This window comes from Nocardia sp. NPDC050175 (assembly GCF_044459885.1).
In the GTDB taxonomy this organism is placed as follows: Bacteria; Actinomycetota; Actinomycetes; order Mycobacteriales; family Mycobacteriaceae; genus Nocardia.
In genome coordinates, this window is record NZ_JBITJI010000018.1 from 54552 (window position 1) to 76340 (window position 21789).

Annotated in this window: 14 protein-coding genes; 10 read left to right on the plus strand and 4 right to left on the minus strand. The window is 67.3% G+C overall.

From position 1 onward, the window contains the following. Nucleotides 1-111: 111 nt before the first annotated feature. The 3 genes from ACIBK2_RS40990 (at nt 112) to ACIBK2_RS41000 (ending at nt 3905) form a co-directional block, all read left to right on the plus strand. Nucleotides 112-594 (plus strand): hypothetical protein, encoded by a 483-nt coding sequence (locus ACIBK2_RS40990; protein WP_396975801.1) that lies wholly within the window; start codon nt 112-114, stop codon nt 592-594. Between the two features lie 297 nt (nt 595-891). Continuing rightward, complete coding sequence (locus ACIBK2_RS40995; protein WP_396975988.1) at nt 892-3051, plus strand: molybdopterin-dependent oxidoreductase; 2160 nt, start codon at nt 892-894, stop codon at nt 3049-3051. 224 nt (nt 3052-3275) lie between these two features. Continuing rightward, nucleotides 3276-3905, plus strand: a complete 630-nt coding sequence (locus ACIBK2_RS41000; RefSeq protein WP_396975803.1) for a pyridoxamine 5'-phosphate oxidase family protein — start codon at nt 3276-3278, stop codon at nt 3903-3905. A 4-nt stretch (nt 3906-3909) separates the two neighbouring features. Here ACIBK2_RS41000 and ACIBK2_RS41005 read toward each other — a convergent pair whose 3' ends face one another. Beyond that, entirely contained in the window at nt 3910-4365 is a 456-nt protein-coding gene (locus tag ACIBK2_RS41005; protein WP_396975805.1) for a GtrA family protein, read from the minus strand. Between the two features lie 93 nt (nt 4366-4458). Here ACIBK2_RS41005 and ACIBK2_RS41010 point away from each other — a divergent pair, with 93 nt between their 5' ends. The 6 genes from ACIBK2_RS41010 to ACIBK2_RS41035 all read left to right on the plus strand — a co-directional run bounded on the left by ACIBK2_RS41010 (nt 4459) and on the right by ACIBK2_RS41035 (nt 14726). Continuing rightward, nucleotides 4459-5946: an FAD-binding protein gene (locus ACIBK2_RS41010; protein WP_396975807.1), complete on the plus strand. Its 1488-nt coding sequence runs from the start codon at nt 4459-4461 to the stop codon at nt 5944-5946. Further along, complete coding sequence (locus ACIBK2_RS41015; RefSeq protein ID WP_396975809.1) at nt 5943-6704, plus strand: decaprenylphospho-beta-D-erythro-pentofuranosid-2-ulose 2-reductase; 762 nt, start codon at nt 5943-5945, stop codon at nt 6702-6704. Before ACIBK2_RS41010 ends, ACIBK2_RS41015 begins: the two co-directional genes overlap by 4 nt. A gap of 262 nt (nt 6705-6966) precedes the next feature. Next, complete coding sequence (locus tag ACIBK2_RS41020; RefSeq protein WP_396975811.1) at nt 6967-8979, plus strand: galactan 5-O-arabinofuranosyltransferase; 2013 nt, start codon at nt 6967-6969, stop codon at nt 8977-8979. 151 nt (nt 8980-9130) lie between these two features. Next, entirely contained in the window at nt 9131-11008 is a 1878-nt protein-coding gene (locus ACIBK2_RS41025) for a glycosyl transferase (protein WP_396975813.1), read from the plus strand. A gap of 47 nt (nt 11009-11055) precedes the next feature. Beyond that, nucleotides 11056-14424, plus strand: a complete 3369-nt coding sequence (locus tag ACIBK2_RS41030; RefSeq protein WP_396975815.1) for an arabinosyltransferase domain-containing protein — start codon at nt 11056-11058, stop codon at nt 14422-14424. 140 nt (nt 14425-14564) lie between these two features. Further along, nucleotides 14565-14726, plus strand: a complete 162-nt coding sequence (locus ACIBK2_RS41035; protein ID WP_191093775.1) for a hypothetical protein — start codon at nt 14565-14567, stop codon at nt 14724-14726. Nucleotides 14727-14814: 88 nt separating this feature from the next. Here the strand turns inward: ACIBK2_RS41035 and ACIBK2_RS41040 are convergent, their stop codons facing one another. Then, nucleotides 14815-15723 (minus strand): hypothetical protein, encoded by a 909-nt coding sequence (locus tag ACIBK2_RS41040; protein WP_396975818.1) that lies wholly within the window; start codon nt 15721-15723, stop codon nt 14815-14817. A 280-nt stretch (nt 15724-16003) separates the two neighbouring features. Then, nucleotides 16004-19351 (minus strand): arabinosyltransferase domain-containing protein, encoded by a 3348-nt coding sequence (locus ACIBK2_RS41045; protein WP_396975820.1) that lies wholly within the window; start codon nt 19349-19351, stop codon nt 16004-16006. 370 nt (nt 19352-19721) lie between these two features. Between ACIBK2_RS41045 and ACIBK2_RS41050 the strand changes: the two genes are divergently transcribed. Next, on the plus strand, nt 19722-20219 hold the full coding sequence (locus tag ACIBK2_RS41050; protein WP_379282995.1) for a peptidylprolyl isomerase: 498 nt from the start codon (nt 19722-19724) through the stop codon (nt 20217-20219). 59 nt (nt 20220-20278) lie between these two features. Here ACIBK2_RS41050 and ACIBK2_RS41055 read toward each other — a convergent pair whose 3' ends face one another. Then, entirely contained in the window at nt 20279-21781 is a 1503-nt protein-coding gene (locus ACIBK2_RS41055; RefSeq protein ID WP_396975990.1) for an acyl-CoA carboxylase subunit beta, read from the minus strand. Nucleotides 21782-21789: the final 8 nt, after the last annotated feature.

Below are 21789 nucleotides of genomic sequence, written 5' to 3' on the forward strand. Positions count from 1 at the left end.
TAGCCAACAGTCCTGAAGAAGTTTTGAAGATCGCGTAACGCTGCGCACCACAGGCACCGATACGCCCCATGAAGATGCAGGACCCAGATCTACCGGGGAATGGAGAGAACAGTGCGCACCACGTTTCCGACTTCCGTCTCGGCGGCCGCAATGACCGCCGCTGCGCAGGACTACACCCAGCGCGGATGGACGGTCGCAGAAACGGCCAACGGTCTCTGCCTGATCACCGATGACGACCTTTCCGCCATCGAGGTCAGCGGCGAGCTGGCCGGCGAGGTTCGCCGCTTCCTGCGGGCGAACAACCTGTCCGGCCCGGTCATCGAGCTGCCCGGCGCCGAGCGTCGCGAGATCCACTTGGTCACCGGCGTCCGCAAGGCCGCCATGGCGCTCGAGGCGCTGACCGCCGCGGGTGCCGTCGTCTACACCGACGGCGCGGGCGTCCCGCTGCCGCCCACCCAGCTCTCGGCCGGTTCGGCCTGCTGGAGCGTCGCACCCGGCGAGGCCCGCTGGGTACCGCCGGTCGTCGCGATCAGCGCCGCCGTCCGCGCTGCGACCGCCCGCAAGGGCTCGGCCCTGACCAGCGTCGCTTGCTGAACTAGAGCACGACGGCCGGGCTGATCGCCCGGCCCCCCGACCGATATCCGGCCAGCGCGCCGCGGTATCGGTCGTTTGTCGTTGTAGATCCGATCGATACCGCAGAGTCGGCGCCCGTCTCGATTACGCTGTGAAATAAGGCACTCCCAAGGCGAGGACTGATTTCGCGAGCACATGGGTAACTCATCGGGTACGGGCCAAGCCCCGCAGGACACATCACCGCCGGTCGCCGACGTCACAGTCGCGGCAGAAAAGTCTGGCCCGAATACGCGGAGAGGCGGACAAGCATCTCGCAATCTGTTGCGCACCTGCCCGCTTTGCGAGGCCGTGTGTGGACTCGAAATCACCCTCGACCCGGACGATCACGTGACCTCGGTCCGTGGTGACAAATTGGATCCCTTCAGTAAGGGCTTCATCTGTCCGAAGGGGGCGAGCTTTGGCCGATTGGACGAAGATCCGGATCGGGTGACCGAGCCGATGATTCGGGATCGGGCGACCGATACCTGGCGGGCCAGCTCATGGAATGAGGCATTCGATCTGATCGCCGAGCGTTTTCCTGCGGTTATAGCCGAATATGGAAAACAATCGGCGGCAGCATATTTGGGCAACCCGAACGCACACACCGTGGCGGGCGCGCTGTATGTACCGGTGCTGCTGCGCGCGCTGAGCACCAAGAACATCTTCTCGGCCAGCACCGCCGACCAGATGCCCAAGCAGGTGGCCAGCGGGCTGATGTTCGGCGATCCGCTGACCGTGCCGGTGCCGGACCTCGACCGCACCGACTATCTGCTGATGCTCGGCGCGAATCCGCTCGAATCGAACGGATCGCTGTGCACCGCACCGGACTTCCCCGGTCGGTTGAAGGCCTTGCAGCACAGGGGCGGCCGGTTCGTGGTGGTCGACCCGCGGGTCACCCGTACCGCGAAGCTGGCCGACGAGCATCTGTTCATCCGGCCGGGCAGCGACGCGTATCTGCTGTTCGGAATCGTGCACACGCTGTTCGCGGAGAACCTCACCGACGTCCGGGTCGAGGTCGCCGGACTCGATGAACTGCGCACGGCCGCAGCGGCATTCAGCCCGGACTCGGTGGCGGTACGCACCGGAGTGCCCGCGGAGACGGTGATTCGGCTCGCGCGCGAACTCGCCGCAGCGCCGACGGCGGCGGTGTACGCCAGGATCGGTACCTGCACAGCGGAATTCGGCACCATCACCCAGTGGCTGGTGGACGCCATCAACACCCTCACCGGCAACCTGGACGCACCCGGCGGCGCGATGTTCGCCACCGCGGCGGCGGGCGGCATAACCCGCAGCAGGCCGTTCCGGCTCGGCCGCTGGACCAGCCGGGTCCGCGAAATGCCCGAGGCGATGGGCGAACTGCCGGTCGCGACCCTGGCCGACGAGATCCTCACCCCCGGCGACGGGCAGATCCGCGCGCTGGTCACGGTCGCAGGCAACCCGGTGCTGTCCGCGCCGAGCGGCCCCCGCTTGGACGCCGCCTTCGCCCAACTCGACTTCATGGTCAGCGTCGACCGCTACCTGAACGAAACCACCAGGCACGCCGACGTGATCCTGCCGCCGCCACGGCCGGTGCAGTCGCCACACTACGACTTCGCGCTGCTGCAGTTCGCGGTGCACAACTACGCGCGCTACTCCCGCCCCCTGGTGCCGCTGGATGATCGGCCCTCGGAATCGGCGGTACTCGCCCGCCTCGCCGCGGCGGTCTCCGGCATGCCGCACGAGGGGGTGGACGGGGTGGACCCGATCACCGGCGTGGACGAATTGATCATGGCGGGCACCCTGCAGAAGGCCGGAATGGCCGACCGGCGCGACGAATTGGTCGGTGCGGACACCACCGAGCAACGACTCGACCTGATGCTTCGACTCGGCCCGTTCGGCGAGTGGAACGGCGGCACGCTGAATCTGCAAGTGCTGCTCGACAATCCGCACGGCATCGACCTGGGCCCGTTGCGGCCGAGGCTGCCCGGCGTGCTGCGGACCGCGTCGAAGCAGGTGGAGCTGGCCCCGCCGCCGCTGCTCGACGACGTGGCCAGGATGCGGGCGCGGCTGGCCGATATCGCGCCGGATGTGGTGTTGATCGGACGGCGCCAGCTGCGGTCCAACAACAGCTGGATGCACAACATCGGCCAGCTGGTGAGCGGGTCGAATCGCTGCACGCTGCACATCAATCCGGCCGACGTGGCCCGGCTCGGGCTCGGCGAGCACGCGGTGGTGAAGTCGGCCGCGGGCACGCTGACGGTGCCGCTGGAGCCGACCGAGGCGATCATGCCGGGGGTGGTGAGCCTGCCGCACGGATGGGGGCACGCCGACAGTACGCAGACGGTCGCCAGAGCGCACGCCGGTGTCAACGCCAATGCGCTGACCGATGATTCGGTGGTCGATGTGCCGTCGGGCAACGCGATCTTCAACGGCGTCCCGGTGACGCTGAACCCCGCATGACAGCTCTTCGCGCCGATCCGGACCGGGACAACCATCCCGGCCGGTCGGCTTGTTGCCGAACCACGGAATCCCTTGCGCTAACTACGCATTCAGTGCATTCTCAACGTTGATTTCCCAGTTTTTGCGAGGCCGAACTGACTAAAATGGACAGGATTTCGGTTTAGTCGCGGGCTCAACGACGACCCTCGAAGGATCCGGACTCCGGCGACCAGAGGGTGGCGAAGATGCCCGGTACACAGTGCGGCAGCGACGGCGAGCACGAGCTACAGGATCGGTACGGCACCCAGGACAGAGCCGCCCGCTTCTACAACGACCAGGTGCTCGAAGAGCTGAATCCCACGATGATCGAATTCATCGGCCGGATGGAGATGGCCTTCATCGCCACCTCGGACAAGCACGGCGAATGCGATTCCAGCTTCCGCGCGGGCGAACCCGGCTTTCTGCACGTCATCGACGAACGCACGATTGCGTACCCGGAATACCGGGGCAACGGCGTGCTGGCCAGCCTGGGCAACATCCTGGAGAACCCGCACGTCGGCATCCTGCTCATCGATTTCGTCCGCGATCTGATCGGCCTGCACATCAACGGCTCGGCCAGGATCATCCCCGACGCCACGCTGCGCAACGCCACCCCCGGACTACCGGAGAACCTCAAGGGCCGCACCGCCGAACGCTGGGTGGTCGTCGATATCGAAGAGGCCTACATCCACTGCCGCAAGCACATTCCGCACCTGGTGCCCGCCGACCGCGAGCGGCGCGATTGGGGCACCGACAACGTCCGTGCCAAAGGCGGCGACTACTTCGGCGCCAAGGCCGAGAGCGGCGACCGGGCCGGGGCACTGGTCACCCGCTGACGCTTCAGCGGATCTTGAAGATCACCAGGCGTTGCACGACGAAGTTGATGACCGTGGCAGTGCCCTGCGCGATGACGAACGCCAGCAGCTGACGCCAGACGGCGTCGGGCAGCGCGTCGTAGAGCACCGCGTTGATACCGACCTGGACGGCGAAGGTGACCGCGTAGAGGATCACCACCGCGACGAACCGGGCCCGGCTCGGCGGCGCCTGGAAGGTCCAGCGGCGATTGATCAGATACGCCGTCGTGGTGCCGACGATGAAGCTGAGCGACTTGGCCGCCTCACGCGGCAGCCCGAGCAGGTTGAACAGCAGGCTGTACAGCCCGAAGTCGACGATCGCCGACAGCCCGCCGGTCAGGGTGAACCGGACGATCTGCGTCTTCAGGTCGACGTCGGTACCGCCCGGCTCGTCGACCAGCGGCAGCTCGGCCGGCAGCGGCAGGTGGGGTTCGGCATGCACGCGACGAGCGTAGCGGTCGCTAAACCGATATGTAGATCACTACTCCGGAGTAAGAGACATCGACGCCGATGTCGGGTCATACCTGTAGCCTCTATGCCGATGTCCACGAAAGCTCCGACCGCCACCACGACAACCGGTAACGAGAACGGCACCACCGTCACAAACGATGGGGCCGACGCCGGGAACGCGTTCGCATTGCCGACGCAGACCCGCACGTTGACCGGGTGGGGTCGCACCGCACCAACCTCGTCCGAAGTGCTCTCGACCAGCGATCCGGAACTGATCGCCAAGGCTGTCGCCATGGTCGCCGAGGACAATGACTCGAAGCCCCCGCATCTGCGCCGCGGCGTGATCGCGCGCGGGCTCGGCCGCTCCTACGGCGACCACGCGCAGAACGCGGGCGGCCTGGTCGTCGACATGACCGCGCTGAACAACATCCATCGGATCGACCGCGATACGCGGATCGTCGACGTGGACGGCGGCGTCAGCCTGGACCAGCTCATGAAGGCGGCGCTGCCGTTCGGGCTGTGGGTCCCGGTGCTGCCCGGCACCCGTCAGGTGACGATCGGCGGCGCTATCGCCTCCGATATCCACGGTAAGAATCATCACAGCGAGGGCAGCTTCGGCAACCACGTGCGCTCGATCGATCTGCTGACCGCAGATGGGCAGGTGCAGCACCTCACGCCGAAGCGCAACGCCAAGCTGTTCTGGGCGACCGTCGGCGGCAACGGGCTCACCGGCATCATCCTGCGCGCGACCATCGAGATGACGCCGACCGAGTCGGCCTACTTCCTCAACGACGGCGTGAAGACCACGACGCTGGACGAGACGATCGCGGCGCACAGCGACGGCAGCGAGGCGAACTACACCTACTCGAGCGCGTGGTTCGACGTGATCAGCCCCGCGCCGAAGCTCGGCCGGGCCACCATCACCCGCGGCAGGCTGGCCAAGGTCGACGAGCTGCCCAAGCGGCTGCGCGCCAAGCCGCTGAAATTCGATGCGCCGCAACTGATGACGGTGCCGGACATCTTCCCGAACTGGACGATGAACAAGCTGACGCTGCGGTCCATCGGCGAGGCGTACTACGCGATGGGCGGCAACTACACCGGCAAGGTGCAGAACCTGACGCAGTTCTATCACCCGCTGGACATGATCGCGGAGTGGAACCGTGGCTACGGTTCCAACGGATTCCTGCAGTACCAGTTCGTGGTGCCGACCGAGGCGGTCGAGGAGTTCAAGCGGATCATCATCGACATCCAGGGCTCGGGGCACTACTCGGCGCTCAACGTGTTCAAGCTGTTCGGCGCGAGCAACCCGGCGCCGCTGAGCTTCCCGATGCCTGGCTGGAACATCTGCGTCGACTTCCCGATCAAGCCGGGGCTCAACGAGCTGGTCAGCGAGCTGGACCGGCGGGTGCTCGAGTTCGGCGGGCGGCTCTACACCGCGAAGGACTCGCGGACCACCGCCGAGACGTTCCACCAGATGTACCCGCGGATCGACGAGTGGATCAAGATCCGCCGAAGTGTCGATCCCACAGGCGTTTTCATGTCCGACATGGCGAGAAGGCTGGAGCTGCAGTGATCAATGCCGTAGGTAACCCGCAGGCCATCCTGCTGCTTGGCGGGACCTCCGAGATCGGCCTCGCGATCTGCACGGAATACCTGAAGAAGGGTCCCGCGCGCGTCGTGCTGGCCGCACTGCCGAACGATCCGCTCCGCGAAGACGCGGTCGCCCAGATGAAGGCGGCCGGCGCGAGCCAGGTCGACGTCATCGACTTCGACGCGCTCGACACCGACAGCCACCCGAAGGTGATCGACGCGGCCTGGGACGGCGGCGACATCGATATCGCCATCGTCGCGTTCGCGCTGGACGGCGATCCCGAAGAGCTGTGGCAGAACCAGCGCAAGGCCGTGCAGGTCGCCGGAATCAACTACACCGCATCGGTTTCGGTCGGCGTGCTGGTCGGCGAGAAGATGAAGGCGCAGGGCTTCGGGCGGATCATCGCCATGTCCTCGGTCGCCGGCGAGCGGGTCCGCCGCTCGAACTTCGTCTACGGATCCACCAAGGCGGGCCTGGACGGGTTCTTCCTCGGACTCGGCGAGGCGCTGCGCCCGCACGGCCCTCGGGTGCTGGTGATCCGGCCCGGCATGGTGCGGACCCGGTTCTCCGCGCACGTCAAAGAGGCGCCGCTCACGGTCGACAAGGAAGACATTGCGGTGCTTGCGGTTTCGGCCGCGCAGAAGGGCAAGGAGCTCATCTGGGCGCCGGGCACCTTCCGCTACGTGATGATGATCCTGCGCCACATCCCGCGCCCGATCTTCCGCAAGCTCCCCATCTAATTCACCCCGAGCCGCACCTCGGTCCGCCCCGCATTCGATGCGCAGGTCGGCGGGGTGCGGTTTTCGTTTCGCCACGACCGGCACGTGTTGCCACATCCGAACCCGGACCTGGCAGCATGATCGCCGATCCCCCGCACGCTCTCGCACCGAGACCGCGCGGCGCCGATGCGAACGCACACCCGAGTGAACCCGGAGATGCCATGCGAGTAATCCGAGAATGCCGCAGCACGGCGTGCCGCTCGCACGTCGCCGGAGCCGGTCGATGACCGCGGTGCTCGAGGAGCAAGGCGAAGCGCCTGCTCCGGTGCGCGGACGAGGATCGCTGCTCGCCAAGCAGATCGGGTCGGGTGTCGGTGAGGCTGTGCTGGCGGCGCTCGTCGCCATCGTGGTGACCGCCGTCGGGCTCTACGCGTTCTCGATGGTGCAGTGGCCTGCGTTCAACTCCTCCAACGTGACTCGCGCGTTGACGACGGTCGGGCAGGTGGTCGCCGCGGTCTTCGTGGTGGCGGCGATCGCGCTGACGCGGCTGCGGCCGGGTAAGTGGTTCGCCCGGCCGTGGGTGGCGAAACTGCTGTCCTGGGTTGGCATTTCGACGTTCGTCACGTTCACGCTCGGCATGCCGCTCGGCGCGACCAAGCTGTATCTGCTCGGCGTCTCGGTGGATCAGGAGTTCCGGACCGAATACCTGACCCGGCTCACCGATTCCGCGGCGCTGCACGACATGACCTATGCGGATCTGCCGCCGTTCTATCCGGCCGGGTGGTTCTGGATCGGCGGCCGAGTCGCCAACGTGCTCGGCATGGACGGGTGGGAGGTGTTCAAGCCGTACGCGATCGGATCGATCGCGGTGGCGGCAGTCATCTCACTCGTGCTGTGGTCCAAGCTGATTCGCGCGGACTGGGCCATTGCGGTCACGGCGGCGGTGACCGCGCTCGCGGTCGCGTACGCCTCGCCGGAGGCCTACAGCGCGGTGATCGTGATCCTGCTGCCACCGGCGCTGGTGCTCGCCTGGGGTGCGCTGCATCGGCCTGCCGGACGCGGGAACACCCTCGGCGGTTGGGGTGCGGTGTTCGGCACCGGCTTGTTCCTGGGGATGGCCGCCACGTTCTACACCCTGTACGCGGGCTTCGCGGCCTTCGCCGTCGGGCTGATGGGCGTCATCGCGGCCGGGCTCGCGGTGCGCGAACAGTACGCCGCCGCGCAGCCTCGACGTGCCAGGGGCAACGACGACACCGTCCGGCCGTGGCGGGCGGCTGTCCCGCCGCTGGTGCGGCTGGTGGTGATCGCGGCGATCGCGGCGCTGGTCGCGTTGATCGTGTGGCTGCCGTACCTGTTGAAGACGCTGAGCGGAAAGGTCGCGACCTCGGGCTCGGCGTTCCACTACTTGCCCGAGTCCGGTTCCGAACTGCCGTTGCCGATGGCCGAATTCTCGCTGCGCGGCGCGCTGTGCCTGGTCGGACTCATCTGGCTGGTGCTGCGGGCCGCCTCGTCGCGGCGCGCGCAGGCGCTCGGCATCGGCGTGCTCGCCGTCTACCTGTGGTCGCTGCTGTCCATGGCGGCGACCGCGGCGGGGACCACACTGCTGTCGTTCCGGCTGGAATCGGTGCTGCTCGCGCTGCTCGCCGCGGCGGGCGCGTTCGGTTTCGTCGAGGGCGCGAGGGCGGTCTATCAGGCGTTGAACGAGCCGGGCGGCTTCCGGCTCGCCGCGGTGGCGGTCGCGATCGTCGGCACGCTCGCGTTCACCCAGAACATCCCGCACATCCTCGCGCCGGAGATCACCACCGCTTACACCGACACCGACGGCAACGGAGTGCGCGCCGACAAGCGTCCGCCATCGGCCGTGGCGCACTACCGGGCCATCGACGAGGCGTTGCTCGTGCAGACTGGACGGCCGCGCTCGGACACGGTGCTGCTCACCGCGGACACCAGCTTCCTGTCCTTCTATCCGTACTACGGCTTCCAGGCGCTCACCTCGCACTACGCGAACATGCTCGCCGACTTCCCCGCTCGCGCCGCGACCATCGAGAGCTGGAGCAAGCTGAAGTCCTCCGGCGCGCTGCTCGACGCATTGGCGGCCAGCCCATGGCGTGCGCCGGACGCCTTCCTCTTCCGCAACAGCGGCGATACCTACACGCTTCGCCTCGCCAGGGACGTGTACCCGAACGATCCCAACGTGCAGCGCTACACCGTCGCGTTCCCCAAGGACCTGTTCAACGACCCGCATTTCACCACCACTAACATCGGCCCCTTCACTCTGGTCACCGTCCGCCGATAGCCAGCTCGAATAAAACAGGGCAGAAGCGCGTCTCGACCTGCGCCTCTGCCCTGTTTTCGGGCTGCCCGCAGCTCTCGTTGCCAGGCGCGACACAGCGTGTTCGGTTAGCGTGGGCGGCTGAGTTGCAGCTAGTTACAGGAGCGGTTTGCAGGTGGTACGGGCACGACAGGTCGATCTGGGCACGCAGGACGGGTCGGCGGTAGGAGTCGCGGAACGGGGATCTACCGCGACCGGCGTGCGCACCACCGGGACGTCAACTTCGGTTCGCAAGCGCAGGCTTCCTCGTATTCGAGTCAGCCCGTTCGATCTGGTCGCCGCGTTCGGATACCTGGCGTTGGCGATCGTCGTCCTGTCCGGGCAGTGGCGCAATACGCAGAGTGGTTACCTGATCAAGAGCGGTCAGGACCAGACCATGTGGGAATGGTTCTTCGCGGTCACCGCGCATTCGGTAGCGCATCTGGAGAACCCGCTCGGCACCACGCTGCAGAACTTCCCGGCCGGAGTGAACATGATGGCCAACACGGCCATGTTCGGGGTCGGGGTGCCGCTGACCCCGATCACCCTGCTGTTCGGGCCGACCGTGACGTTCGTGCTGGTGCTGACCCTCGGCCTGGCCACTACGGCGCTGGCCTGGTACTGGCTGTTCTCCCGTGAGCTGGTCCACTCCAGGATCGCGGCCGGTATCGGCGGGCTGTTCTGTGGTTTCGCGCCCGCGATGATCTCGCATGCCAACGCACATCCGAATTTTGTTGTGCTGCTGCTACTTCCGATCATGGCCGGGCTGTTGATCCGGATGGCGCGACGGGCCGGGGTCCATGATTCGGACCACCGGCGCTGGCGCGTCCGTGATGCCGTTCTCCTGGGATTCCTGGTGGCGCTGCAGATCGCGCTCGGTGAGGAACCGCTGCTGATCTTCGCGCTGTCGTTCGGGTTGTTCACGGTTGTGTACTACTTGCACACGCCGCGACAAGGGCTGCGTGTGCTGCGCGGGATCACCCCGGCGATCCTGCTGGCCGGGGCAATCGCCTTGCTGTGCACCGTGATACCGCTGTGGTACCAGTTCTTCGGGCCGCAGAGTTACCGCTCGATCGATCACGGCCCGATGGGCAACGACCTGAAGGCGATCACGCAGTTCCCGTCCGAGTCGCTCGGCGGGCTCTTCTCGCCGGGACAGTACGTGGCGATCAACGACACCGAGCAGAACGCCTACTTCGGCTGGCCGCTGCTGCTGGTGCTGGCCGGCACCCTCGTGCTGCTCTGGCGCGAGCGGGTGGTCCGGGCCGCCGCCGTGGTGATCGCGGTGTTCGGCGTGCTGTCGCTCGGCGCGGTCGCCATGTTCGGCAAGCGGGACACCGGGTTCGCCTTACCGTGGCGCTGGGCCGAACACATCCCGCTGCTGAGCACGGTGCTGGAAACCCGGCTCACCATGGCGGCGATCCCGGCCGTCGCGGCGGTGCTCGCCCTGGCCACCCAGCGGGCGATCGGCTGGTGGCGGGCGTCGCCGGTCGACTGGCGGCCGCTGGCCTGGTTCGGCGCACTGCTTTTCGCATTGCTGCCGCTGATCCCGACCGTGCTCCCGGTGGTGCAGCGCCCGCCGACGCCCGCGTTCTTCGCGGACGGGCTGGTGCGCGCTTACGTCAACACCGGGTCGGTGGTGATGGTGCCGCCGTCGCGGCCGATGGACGCGGGCGCGCTGCGCTGGCAGGCCGACACGGACTTCGACTTCCCGCTCGCCGGTGGCTATTTCGTCGGCCCGACGAGCACCCAGAAGAAGGGCATCTACGGCCCCGAGTTCCGGCCGACCACCGCGCTGCTGGTGCAGGCGCAGGACACCGGCACCGTGCCGGCGCTGACCGACGAGGCCCGCGAACAGATCCGCGCCGACCTGAACTTCTGGCGGGCCGACGTGTTCGTGCTGCCCGCGACCAGGAATGTGGACACGCTGCGCACCACCATGACGCAGCTGCTCGGCTTCGGGCCGACCCGAGCGGCTGACGTGTGGGTTTGGGATGTTCGCGCGATGCGATAGGTGGTGATCACCGGCTCCGGCGCCTCGGGTGGCTAGCATCAACCCCCGTGCGACCGGACCGATCAACTCGAGCGTTCACCCGTTACCGCCTGATCGCCCTCGTCTCCGGGCTCCTCGGATTCGTGCTGGCGCTGCTGACACCGCTGTTGCCGGTGCGGCAGGACCAGGCCACGCTGGACTGGCCGCAGGCCGGGCTCAGCAGTGTCGAGGCGCCGCTGGTGTCGTATCAGCCGTTGCGGCTGAGCGCGACGCTGCCGTGCTCGCTGATCCAGGCGGTGGGTTCGGACACGGTGGTGTCCACCGTGCCGGTCTCGTCGGGACAGGCGGCCGCCACCGGGCTGGTGGTGTCGGTCGCCGACGGCACGCTGTCGGTGGTGCTGCGCGACGTGCCGCTGCTGTCCGCGCCCGTCGCCGAGATCACCGCGGCCGGATGTACCGCGCTCACCGTCGATTCGACGGCCGCCGCGACATCCACCGAGATCACCGGTGCGACACGGCAGGACGGGACGCCGTTCCGCAACACCGTGACTCGGGACATCCGGCCGCAAATGGTCGGGGTGTTCACCGATCTGGCAGCCGGGCGGTTGGACGGTGCTCGGTTGCACGCGGACATCGACTCGCGCTTCTCCTCGTCGCCGTCGGTGCTGAAGCTCATCGCGATCGTCGCGGCCGTCGTCTTCACGATCATCGCGCTGCTCGCATTGCACATGCTGGATACCAGCGACCGGCGACGGGCCCGGCGGTTCCTGCCCGCGCACTGGTGGCGGTTCACGGTGACGGACGCGGTGGTGCTCGGCACGCTCGGGCTGTGGCACTTCATCGGCGCCAACACTTCTGACGACGGCTACATCCTGAACATGGCGCGCGCCTCCGGGCACGCGGGCTACATGGCCAACTATTACCGCTGGTTCGGGGTGCCTGAGGCGCCGTTCGGCTGGTCGTACGAGGTGCTCGCGTGGATGACCAGGATCTCCGACGCCAGCCCGTGGATGCGGCTGCCCGCACTGCTCGCGGGCGTGACCTGCTGGTTGGTGATCAGCCGGGAAGTGTTGCCGCGCTTGGGTGCTCGGGTGCGGCGGAACAAGGTGGCGCTGTGGACGGCCGGGCTGGTGTTCCTCGCGTTCTGGTTGCCTTACGACAACGGGCTGCGACCTGAGCCGCTGATCGCGGCGGGTGCGCTGCTCACCTGGTGCTCGATCGAACGTGCCATTGCCACCGGGCGGTTGTTGCCCGCGGCCGTCGCGGTGTTGATCGCCGGGTTCTCGCTGGCCGCCGGGCCGACCGGGCTCATCTGCATCGGCGCGCTGATCGCGGGATCGCGGCCGGTGCTGCAGATCATCATCAAGCGGGCGCGCGGGGTGGTTCCCGCGGTCGGTGGCGGGGTTGCCGAAAGTCCCTCGGGTGCAATGGGACTCGATGAGGACGCGGACGAAAAGAGCGTTCCGGCAACGAAGTCCGGTGCGCACGACACCCGACCCTCCTTGGCGACAACACTCTTCCGCTACTTGGCACTGCTCGCGCCCGGCCTGTCCGCCGGAACCCTGGTGCTGGTGGTGGTTTTCGCCGATCAGACGCTGTCGACCGTGCTGGAAGCCACCCGGGTGCGCACCATCGTCGGGCCGAATGTGGCCTGGTTCGATGAACGCACGCGGTGGGATTCGCTGCTGATGCTCTCGCCGGACGGGTCGCTGGCCCGCCGGTTCGGCGTGCTGGTCATGCTGCTGTGCCTGCTGGTCTGCGTGCTGCAGGTGCTGCGCAAGGGACGTATCCCCGGCACCTCGCGCGGGCCGTCGGTGCGGATTCTCGGCATCGTGTTCGCGTCGCTGGTGCTGATGATGTTCACGCCGACCAAGTGGACGCACCACTTCGGCGTGTACGCCGGCTTGGCCGGGTCGCTGGCCGCACTCGCGGCGGTTGCGGTGGGCAGCGAGGGAATTCGCTCGCCACGCAACCGGGCGCTGTTCGCGGCGGCGGTGCTCTTCCTGCTCGCGGTGACGTTCACCGGGTCGAACGGCTGGTGGTATGTGTCCAGCTACGGCGTGCCGTGGTGGGACAAGGCGCCGCTGTTCGCGGGCAAGGGTTTCTCCACGCTGTTCCTCGGGCTCAGCGGGGTCGCGCTGGTGGTCGCGGTGTGGCTGCACTATCGGGAGCCGTACCGCCGGCCGCGCACGACGCCGCGGCGGTTCGATCGGTTCGCGAGTGCGCCGCTGACCATCGCGGCGGCGCTGCTCGTGCTGTTCGAGGTGGCATCGCTGGCCAAGGCGGCGGTCGCGCAGTACCCCGCGTACTCGGTCGCCAAGTCGAATCTCCAGTCGCTGAAGGGCGATTCGTGCGCGCTGGCGAACGAGGTGCTGGTCGAGACGGACACGCGTAACTCGCTGCTGCTCCCCTACTCCGGCTCGCCCGCTGACGGATTGGCCGCGGAATCAAAGGGATTCACGCCCAACGGCGTCGCGAGCGACCTCACCGCCGACGCGGATGAAACCGTGTCCGGCGGGGCCAACTCGGTCAACTCCGACTCGAAGAACAAGACCACCAAGACCACCGGGGCAGGGACCGGCGGCGGCACCACGACGCAGACCGGCATCAACGGCAGCACCGTCGCGCTGCCGTTCGGCCTCGACCCGGCGACCACGCCGATCATGGGCAGCTACCAGGAGGACGAGCAGCAGCAGGCCTCGCTGACCTCCCAGTGGTACCACCTGGACCTGGCCGACAGCATGCGCCACGACCCCGCCTACCAGGTGCTCACCATCACCGCGGCGGGCCGGATCCGGCACGTGGACGCCGACGGCGTCGTCACCTACGGCCAGGAACTGCACCTGGAATACGGCGTGCACGAGGCGGACGGCTCGGTGCGCAAGCTCGGCTCGGTCGACCCGATCGATATCGGGCCCGCGCCGTCGTGGCGCAATCTGCGGGTGCCGCTGGATCGGCTGCCGGTCGAGGCGGACGCGGTGCGGCTGGTCGCGGTGGACAACGACATCACCCAGAAGCAGTGGCTCGCGGTCACCCCGCCCCGGCTGCCCAAGCTGGCCACACTGAATTCCGTTGTCGGCTCGAAGAATCCGGTGCTGCTCGACTGGCACGTCGGGCTCGCCTTCCCGTGCCAGCGCCCGTTCGACCACCACGACGGCGTCGCCGAGGTGCCGAACTGGCGCATCCTGCCCGACCGGGTCGGTTCCGACGCGTCCAACGCCTGGCAGGACGACATCGGCGGCGGGCCGCTCGGCTGGACCGGGCTGCTGCTGAAGTCGGAAACCATCCCCAGCTACCTCGACCACGACTGGTCGCGCGACTGGGGATCCCTGGAGAAGTTCACCCCCTATGACAAGGACGCGAAGCCGGCTGAGATCGGCGTCACGGTCGAAACCCGGACCGGCCTGGCCAAGGACGATCCGATCCGGGTTCGCTAGCCGCCGTTGCCGTTCCGCGACACCGGACCAGCCGGTTCGGTGTTGCGGTGCCGCAAAGATGTTGTAAACAGACCGGTTGGACGGCAAAAACACCGCACGATCGCAGGACGAAACCCACAGAAATCCGTAACCTGTGCACTATGACGTCGGCTTTCGACCACATGGATCTGCGCGACCTCGTCGGTCTGCTCACCGCAGATGAGCAACGCGAACTGCGCCCCGCCGTGCTCCGCGTACTCGACCGCCTCCCCTCCCAGGAGGTCCTCCGCCGCGAACTCGGTCTGCGTATGACAAAGGTCTGAGCAACCGTCCAGCGACCGCCACCCCTGTCTGACCGCGCAACCCGACCGAAGGCGCCCTTCAACCGATCCAACGGGACCAGGGTGCCCTTCAGTCCGACCGTTGGTAGGTGAGAACGGGTGGCCGCGGGCGGGTTGATGCTCGGTAGAATCCGGCGCGTAGGTCCGCGATGACAGTTTCGGGGTCGAGTTTCAGTTGGTTGGGTAGATGGCTGACGACAACGATGCCGAGGCGTTCCATGCGGGCTCGGCGTTTCAGAGTTCGTTCGTGGTCGGCGATTGCCAAATGATGGGTGAGGGAGTCTATTTCCCATGCGAGCGCGATGTCGTCGATCCAACCATCGGGCCTGGCGATGAATACTCCCGACTCATCGAGTACATCGATGTTGTGCTGCATCAGCGGCAGTCCCGACTGTCGATAAAGTCGCTGCGCGTCCACCTCGGCAACTGAGTGTGCGCCGGACATCAGCTCTTCGACGACTGCGCGTACTACCGCGGTACCACGTGTCGTGCCTTCTCTGAGCTCGGTGGCGAGCGCGGCCGGGGTCGTCAACCTTCGCTGGATCACCGAGGTCAGCAACGATCGACACTCTTGCCGGCCGGGCATTCTGCGGGCTGCATCCATCGCGCACCGCGTCGGCGGCGCCAGACCGAGCCCAGACTTCGTGATCATTTCCGGCATCCGAGTCGTTCGCTCGACGACGACAAACCCGGTTGACGATCGCTTCCGCCGATGTGGAATCAATACCTGGACATCACGCACCGTCGCTGCGGCCAAGCCGTGGCACGCCAGCCCAGCATGGCTGGTCAACAACGCTTCACGGCCAGCGTAGACAAGCGCCGCGCGATGACGTTGCGACGTAGTAGGCACGCCATTGTGGAGAAGCACCACCCCCGGCAAAATCCGTTGCCAGGGGCCACCTTTCGAGCATCGACGCACAATAGCGTCCGCCGAAACCCCCACCTCCTTCAGATGCTGAGTACGAATCACGCTGTCCACACTCGCGAGGCTCAACGCCTCCAGCTCATCGCCCCACTTCCCCCTTCTTCTCATCCCCGAATACTCCCACCCCACCCCCACCAGCCCCCCTCCCAAACCCCAAGTTATCCACACCCCAGGCATCTATCCACAGCCCCCCAGATCCGACCGAAGGCGCCCTTCACCCCGTCCTACAGGGTGAAGGGCGCCCTCGGTCGGATCGAGCCCGGCGGGCTGTAGTGACCGAAGGCGACCATCAGGCCGTCTTACGGGGTGAGGGGCGCCTTCGGTCGGAATGGATCTAGAAGACCCGGAGTTGGCCTGGGGACCAGAAGCCGGAGCGGGTGGTTGTGCCGGTTTCGAGTTGGGCGGGGGTGGCGTTGCGGTCGTACTGGTCGTAGCGCTCGAGGGAGCCCCAGTCGCGGGCCCAGTTGTCCTTGAGGTAGGTCGGGACGGTTTCGGACTTCGCCAGCATTTGGGCGAAGCCGAGGAGGCCGCCGAACTCCTCGGCCTGCCAGGTGTTGGTGGAGCTGATGGCGAGCGGGCGGTCCGGGAGGATGCGGTAGTTGGGGACCTGGGCCACGCCGTTCTTGTGGTAGAGCGGGCGCTGGCAGGGGAACTGCAGGCCGACTGCCCAGTCCTCCAGGACCGGCTGGTCGGGGCCGATGAAGCTGTTGAGCGACTCCAGCTTCGGCATTCGCGGCGGGGTGAACGCGAGCCACTGGTCGCCGATCAGGATCGGGTCGTTGGCGACGACGCGCACCACGTCGGCGTCCGGCGCGATCTCGGCGAGCGGGACGCGCAGGTTGCGCCAGGACGGGAACGGGCCGATGTCGCGCGGCAGGTAGGTGCCGAGCTTCTCGATGTTGCCGTCCGGCAGCCGCTTGCCGTAGTCGACGGTGAGCGACTGGCCGTACTTGGTGTCGCCGGTGTCGTCGACCGACAGGATGCGGCCGGCCGCGGAGATCACCACGAGCGGCTTGTCCTCGGACCGCGGCGCGAGCCCGTACCAGCTGGACGTGAGGTGCGCGGGCTGCTGCACCCCGCTCTGGTAGCTGCCGAGGATCGGCGTGGTCGCCGGGTCGAGCCCGAAGGGCAGGGCCACGGTGCTGCCGTTGACGCCGCGCGCGCCCTGACCGCCGCCGGTGCCCGCGCTCTGCCCCTCGGCGAACGCGGCGCCGACCGACTGGGTGGAGGTGTTGCCGGTGCCCGGCTTCACCTCGACGCTGTCGGCGGACAGGTCGTTCGGTACACCGTTCGGATCGAAGCCGACCGGGTCGGTGCCCGCCAGCGGGTCGTTCGGATCGGTGAGCGGATGGGCCGGATCGGCGACCGGCTGCAACGCCCCGCCGTTCGGATTCGGTTCCACCAGCACGTCATTGGCGAGGCCGCAACTGCTGCCGCCGATCGCGTCGAGGTTCGACCGGGCGATGGAGTACGCCGGGTACTGCGCGACCGCGCCCTTGACCAGCGAGAGCACCTCGAGCAACACCATCAGCGCCGCGACGACGGTCAGCGGGATCGCGGCGAACTTGCGAATCCGCTTGCCGCGCGCCGACTTCGGCGAGGCCTCCGGTTTCGCGTAGCCCTCACGCAACGAGTGCCAGGCGACCAAAGCCAGTGCGAGACCGAACAAGCCGAGCATCAGGGTGTTGGACTGGTAGCCGTGCAACGAGATCCGCTTGTCGAACCACGGCACGCCGAAGCTCGACACGTACCAGTAGCCGTTGATGCCGGAGAACGACAACGCGAGCACGAACAACAACCCGGCCAGGAAGATCGCGCGATTCTTCCGCGCTCGCAGCGCCGACGCCGAGACCGCGACCGCGGTCACCGCGGCCAGCGAACCGGCGATGCCCGCGTACGCGCCGAAGTGGTGCGTCCACTTGGTCGGGTTGAACATCATGAAGAAGATGGTGCCGAAGACGACACCCATCAACCGCCAGGTCGGCCCGCTCGCGATGCCGGGAACCTGCCTGCGCCGCAACAACACCAGCATGGTGGTGAACAGGCAGAGCAGCATCACCAGGAAGGCGAACCGGCGGGCCAGCGAGCCGTCGACGGTCTCCACGAACAGGTAGTAGTAGCGCAGGTAGTCCTCGTACCAGGCGAGATTCGGCCCGGTCACCTGACGCACCCGGTTGGCCTCCTGGATGCCCGCGAAGGTCTGATCGGTGTAGACGACGATCAGCACCAGCAGCCCGGCCGCGGCGATCGGCGCGAGCAGCGGCAGCGTCGACCACCACTTCGCCCCCGCGGAGCCGAACTGCCGTCGCCTGCGCACCACGATCCGCACCAGCGGACGAACACCGGCGAGCAACGCGGCGACACACATCAATCCGGTCGGCGCGGCGGCCAGGGTGAACGCCGCGACCAGGACCGCGACACCAGCGGGCAGCAGCCTGCCGGTCGCGATGGCCCGCTCGATCGACACCCAGGTGAGCAGCGCGCCGAGCGCGACGATCGGCTCGGACCGCAGGCCGTTGTCGAAGGGCAGCCAGAACGCGAGGAACACCAGACCGCCGGTCCACAGCGCGACCTTGCTGTTGCGCACACCGCGGCCGAGACGCGGCACCACCTCGCGGCTGATCACCATCCAGCAGAGGATGGCGCAGAGCAGCGCGGGGACTCGGACCCACGCGCTCGCGGTGGAGAACTCCGCGAAGAGCTGGATGACGTAGTAGTACCAGCCGAACGGCGCCTCCGGCACGCCGTACCAGCGGAAGTAGTTGGCCATGTAGCCCGCGTGCGGCGCGACCCGCACCATGCTCAGGATGTAGCCGTCGTCGGAAGTGTTGGCGCCGACGAAATGCCACACCAGCAGCGTGCCGATGATCGCGCCGTCGGCCCAGGTCGGCTTCAGCCAGTTCGACGGCAGGAACCGGCGGTGCCCGCGCCCGTCACTACCGTCGAGCCGAGCCAGCGCCGCGAGCGCGACCAGGGTGCACAGCACCGCCGCGATCATCGCGATCAGCTTGATCGCGGTCGGGCTGCTGGAGAAGCGGGTATCGATCGTCATGTTGAACGACAGCCCCGCCGGCACCGCGCCCTTGAGCTCGGAGAAGACGCCGACCACCTGCGGGCGCAAGTCGCTGTTCATCGTGCCCTCGACCGGCACCTCGATTTGCTGCCCCGGCGCCTTCGGATCGTCGACCATCCGGGTGAGGCCCTTGAACTCCGCGTGCGTGCTCTTGTTGTCGGAGGTGAGCTCCAGCGCCGAGCATCGGTCCATGTCCGAACGCTGGGCCGACACCACCACCGCGTTGCGGTCGACCACGTCCACCGAGGTGTCCGACACCCGAATGAACAACGCCTCCAGCGCGGCCCGGTCGCCCTGCGGCGGCGCGGTGGCCAGCAGCATGCCGCCGCGCTCCGGCAGCTGCGCGACCGCGCTGCACGGGATGGTGGCGCGCAGGTCGATCGGGACCTGAGACATCAAGGGGGCCTGCACATTGCCGAGCGTCCCGCCCTGCGGCCAGTCCAACTGCGCGGTGGTCTGTGTGACCGGCAGGAACGGGGTGGCCAAGGCGAACAGCGCGCCCAGCAATCCGGCGACCAGCGCGATTATTCGCGCCGTCCGGAAATCGGCCGAAGAGGCCGCTGGCACGGCGGGCGGTTTCGTCAGGACAGCAGTAGCGGCGTCGGGCACGATTGGCAATGCTAGCTCCCCCGCACTCCCACGTCTTCAGGCCAGGCTGGTCCACGGCTCCGAGTCTTTAGGCCGACTTAGGTGCACCGTAAGTTTCGAGGGCGTCCGGCGCATAAGTGCCGAATCGTGTTGTGGGGGTGCCCGCGTTCTCGCGAGATCAGTTGTCCGTTTCTAGATCAATTGAAATGCGAAATGAACTTTGGGCCTTCCGACCTGGACAAACATCACAGTTGATCATGCGGGAAGGCAGCTGACTCGCCGGACACGCCCAGCATGGGTCACTGTTCCCGGACGCGCGCCGCAAGCGATAGTCGAGCCGCATCTCGAGACCGGCAAAAGGCGCGCGATGGCGGGCTGGCAAGGTGTGGGTATGACCAAGGTGAATCTCTCGACGAATTACGGACCGATCGTCCTGGAACTTGACGACCAGAAGGCGCCGAACACGGTGCAGAACTTCGTGGATTACGTGAACGCGGGTCACTACAACGGCACCATCTTCCACCGCGTCATTCCGGGCTTCATGATTCAGGGCGGCGGCTTCGAGCGCGGCCTGCGGCAGAAGGGCGTGCAGGCGCCGATCCAGAACGAGGCCAACAACGGCCTGAAGAACGACAAGTACACGGTGGCCATGGCGCGCACCAACGACCCGCACTCGGCGACCGCGCAGTTCTTCGTCAACGTCTCCGACAACGCGTTCCTGAACCACTCCGCGCCGACCCCGTCCGGCTGGGGTTACACGGTGTTCGGCAAGGTGATCGAGGGCACCGAGGTGGTCGACAAGATCGCCGCCGTGTCCACCGGCTCCGCGGGCGGGCACCAGGACGTGCCGACCGACGACGTCATCATCGAATCCGCCAGCCTCGGCTGAGGTAGCCCGACTCGGGTGAATCGGGCCGCGCCCCAACGGGATGCGGCCCGATTCCGGTTTTACAGCGGCAGCAGGTGGTGCTTGCGCGGATTGCGCGCCAGCGACTTGTCGCGCAGCAGCTGCAAGGCTTTGCGCAGTTCCAACCGGGTGTTGGCGGGCTCGATGACCGCGTCGATGTAGCCGCGCTCGGCGGCAACCCACGGCGTCGCCATGGTGGCGTTGTAGAAGTCGATCATCTGCTGGCGCATGGCCGCCCGCTGTTCCTCCGGCGCGGCCTCGATCTGCTTGCCGCCGATCAGGCTCACCGCGCTCTCCGCGCCCATCACCGCGATCCGCGCGGTCGGCCAGGCCAGGTTCACGTCGGCGCCGAGCTGCTTGGAGCCCATCACCGCGTAGCCGCCGCCGTACGACTTGCGAATCACCACAGTCACTTTCGGCACGGTCGCCTCCACGTAGGAGAACAGGAACCGGCCGCCGCGCTTGATCACGCCGATCTTCTCCTGCTCCACGCCCGGCAGGAAGCCAGGGGTGTCGACGACGAACACCAGCGGGATCTCGAACGCGTCGCTCAGGCGCACGAAATGCGCCGCCTTGTCCGAGGCCCGCGCGTCCAGCGCGCCCGCGTAGACCATCGGCTGATTGGCCACGACGCCGACGGGACGACCGTCGACGCGGGCGAAGCCGGTGATGATGTTGCGTCCCGCGGTGGCGCCGATCTCGTGGAAGCCGCCGTCGTCGAAGATGCGCAGCAGGATGTCGTGCATGTCGTAGGCGGCGTTATCCGAGTCCGGGACAAGGGAATTCAGTTCCCGGTCGCTGTCGGTGAGCTCCGGCTCCAGGCCGGGATTCACGATCGGCGGCAGCTCCTGACAGCTGGTCGGCAGGAAGCTCAGGTAGTCGCGCACCCACTCGAACGCCGACTTCTCGTCCGATGCGACGTGATGGATGTTGCCGTACTCGGCCTGACTCTGCGCGCCGCCGAGCTCCTCGAGGCTGACATCCTCGCCGGTGACCTCGCGGATCACCTTGGGCCCGGTGACGAACATGTACGCCTCTTCGGTCGCCACCACCACGTCGGTGTTGATCGGGGCATACACCGCGCCGCCCGCGCACTTGCCGAGGATCATCGAAATCTGCGGCACCAGACCGGATAACGGTTCCTGGCGCCGACCCAGCTCGGCGTACCAGGCGAGCGAGGTCACCGCCTCCTGCACGCGCGCGCCGCCGGAATCGTTGATGCCGACCACCGGGCAGCCGACCTTGGCCGCGTACTCCATGATCCCGGCGACCTTGCGGCCGAACATCTCGCCGACCGAACCGCCGTAGACGGTCTGGTCGTGCGAGAACACCGCCACCGGGCGGCCCTCGACGAGGCCGTGCCCGGTGACCACACCGTCGCCGTACAGCGCGGTCGGGTCACCCGGCTTGCGCACCAGCGCACCGATTTCCACGAAGGTGCCCGGATCGAGCAGCATGTTGATCCGTTCGCGGGCGCTCGGAATACCCTTCTTCGCCCGCTTCGCCACTCCCGCTTCGCCCGCCGGTTCCTGCGCGAGATCCATCCGTTTGC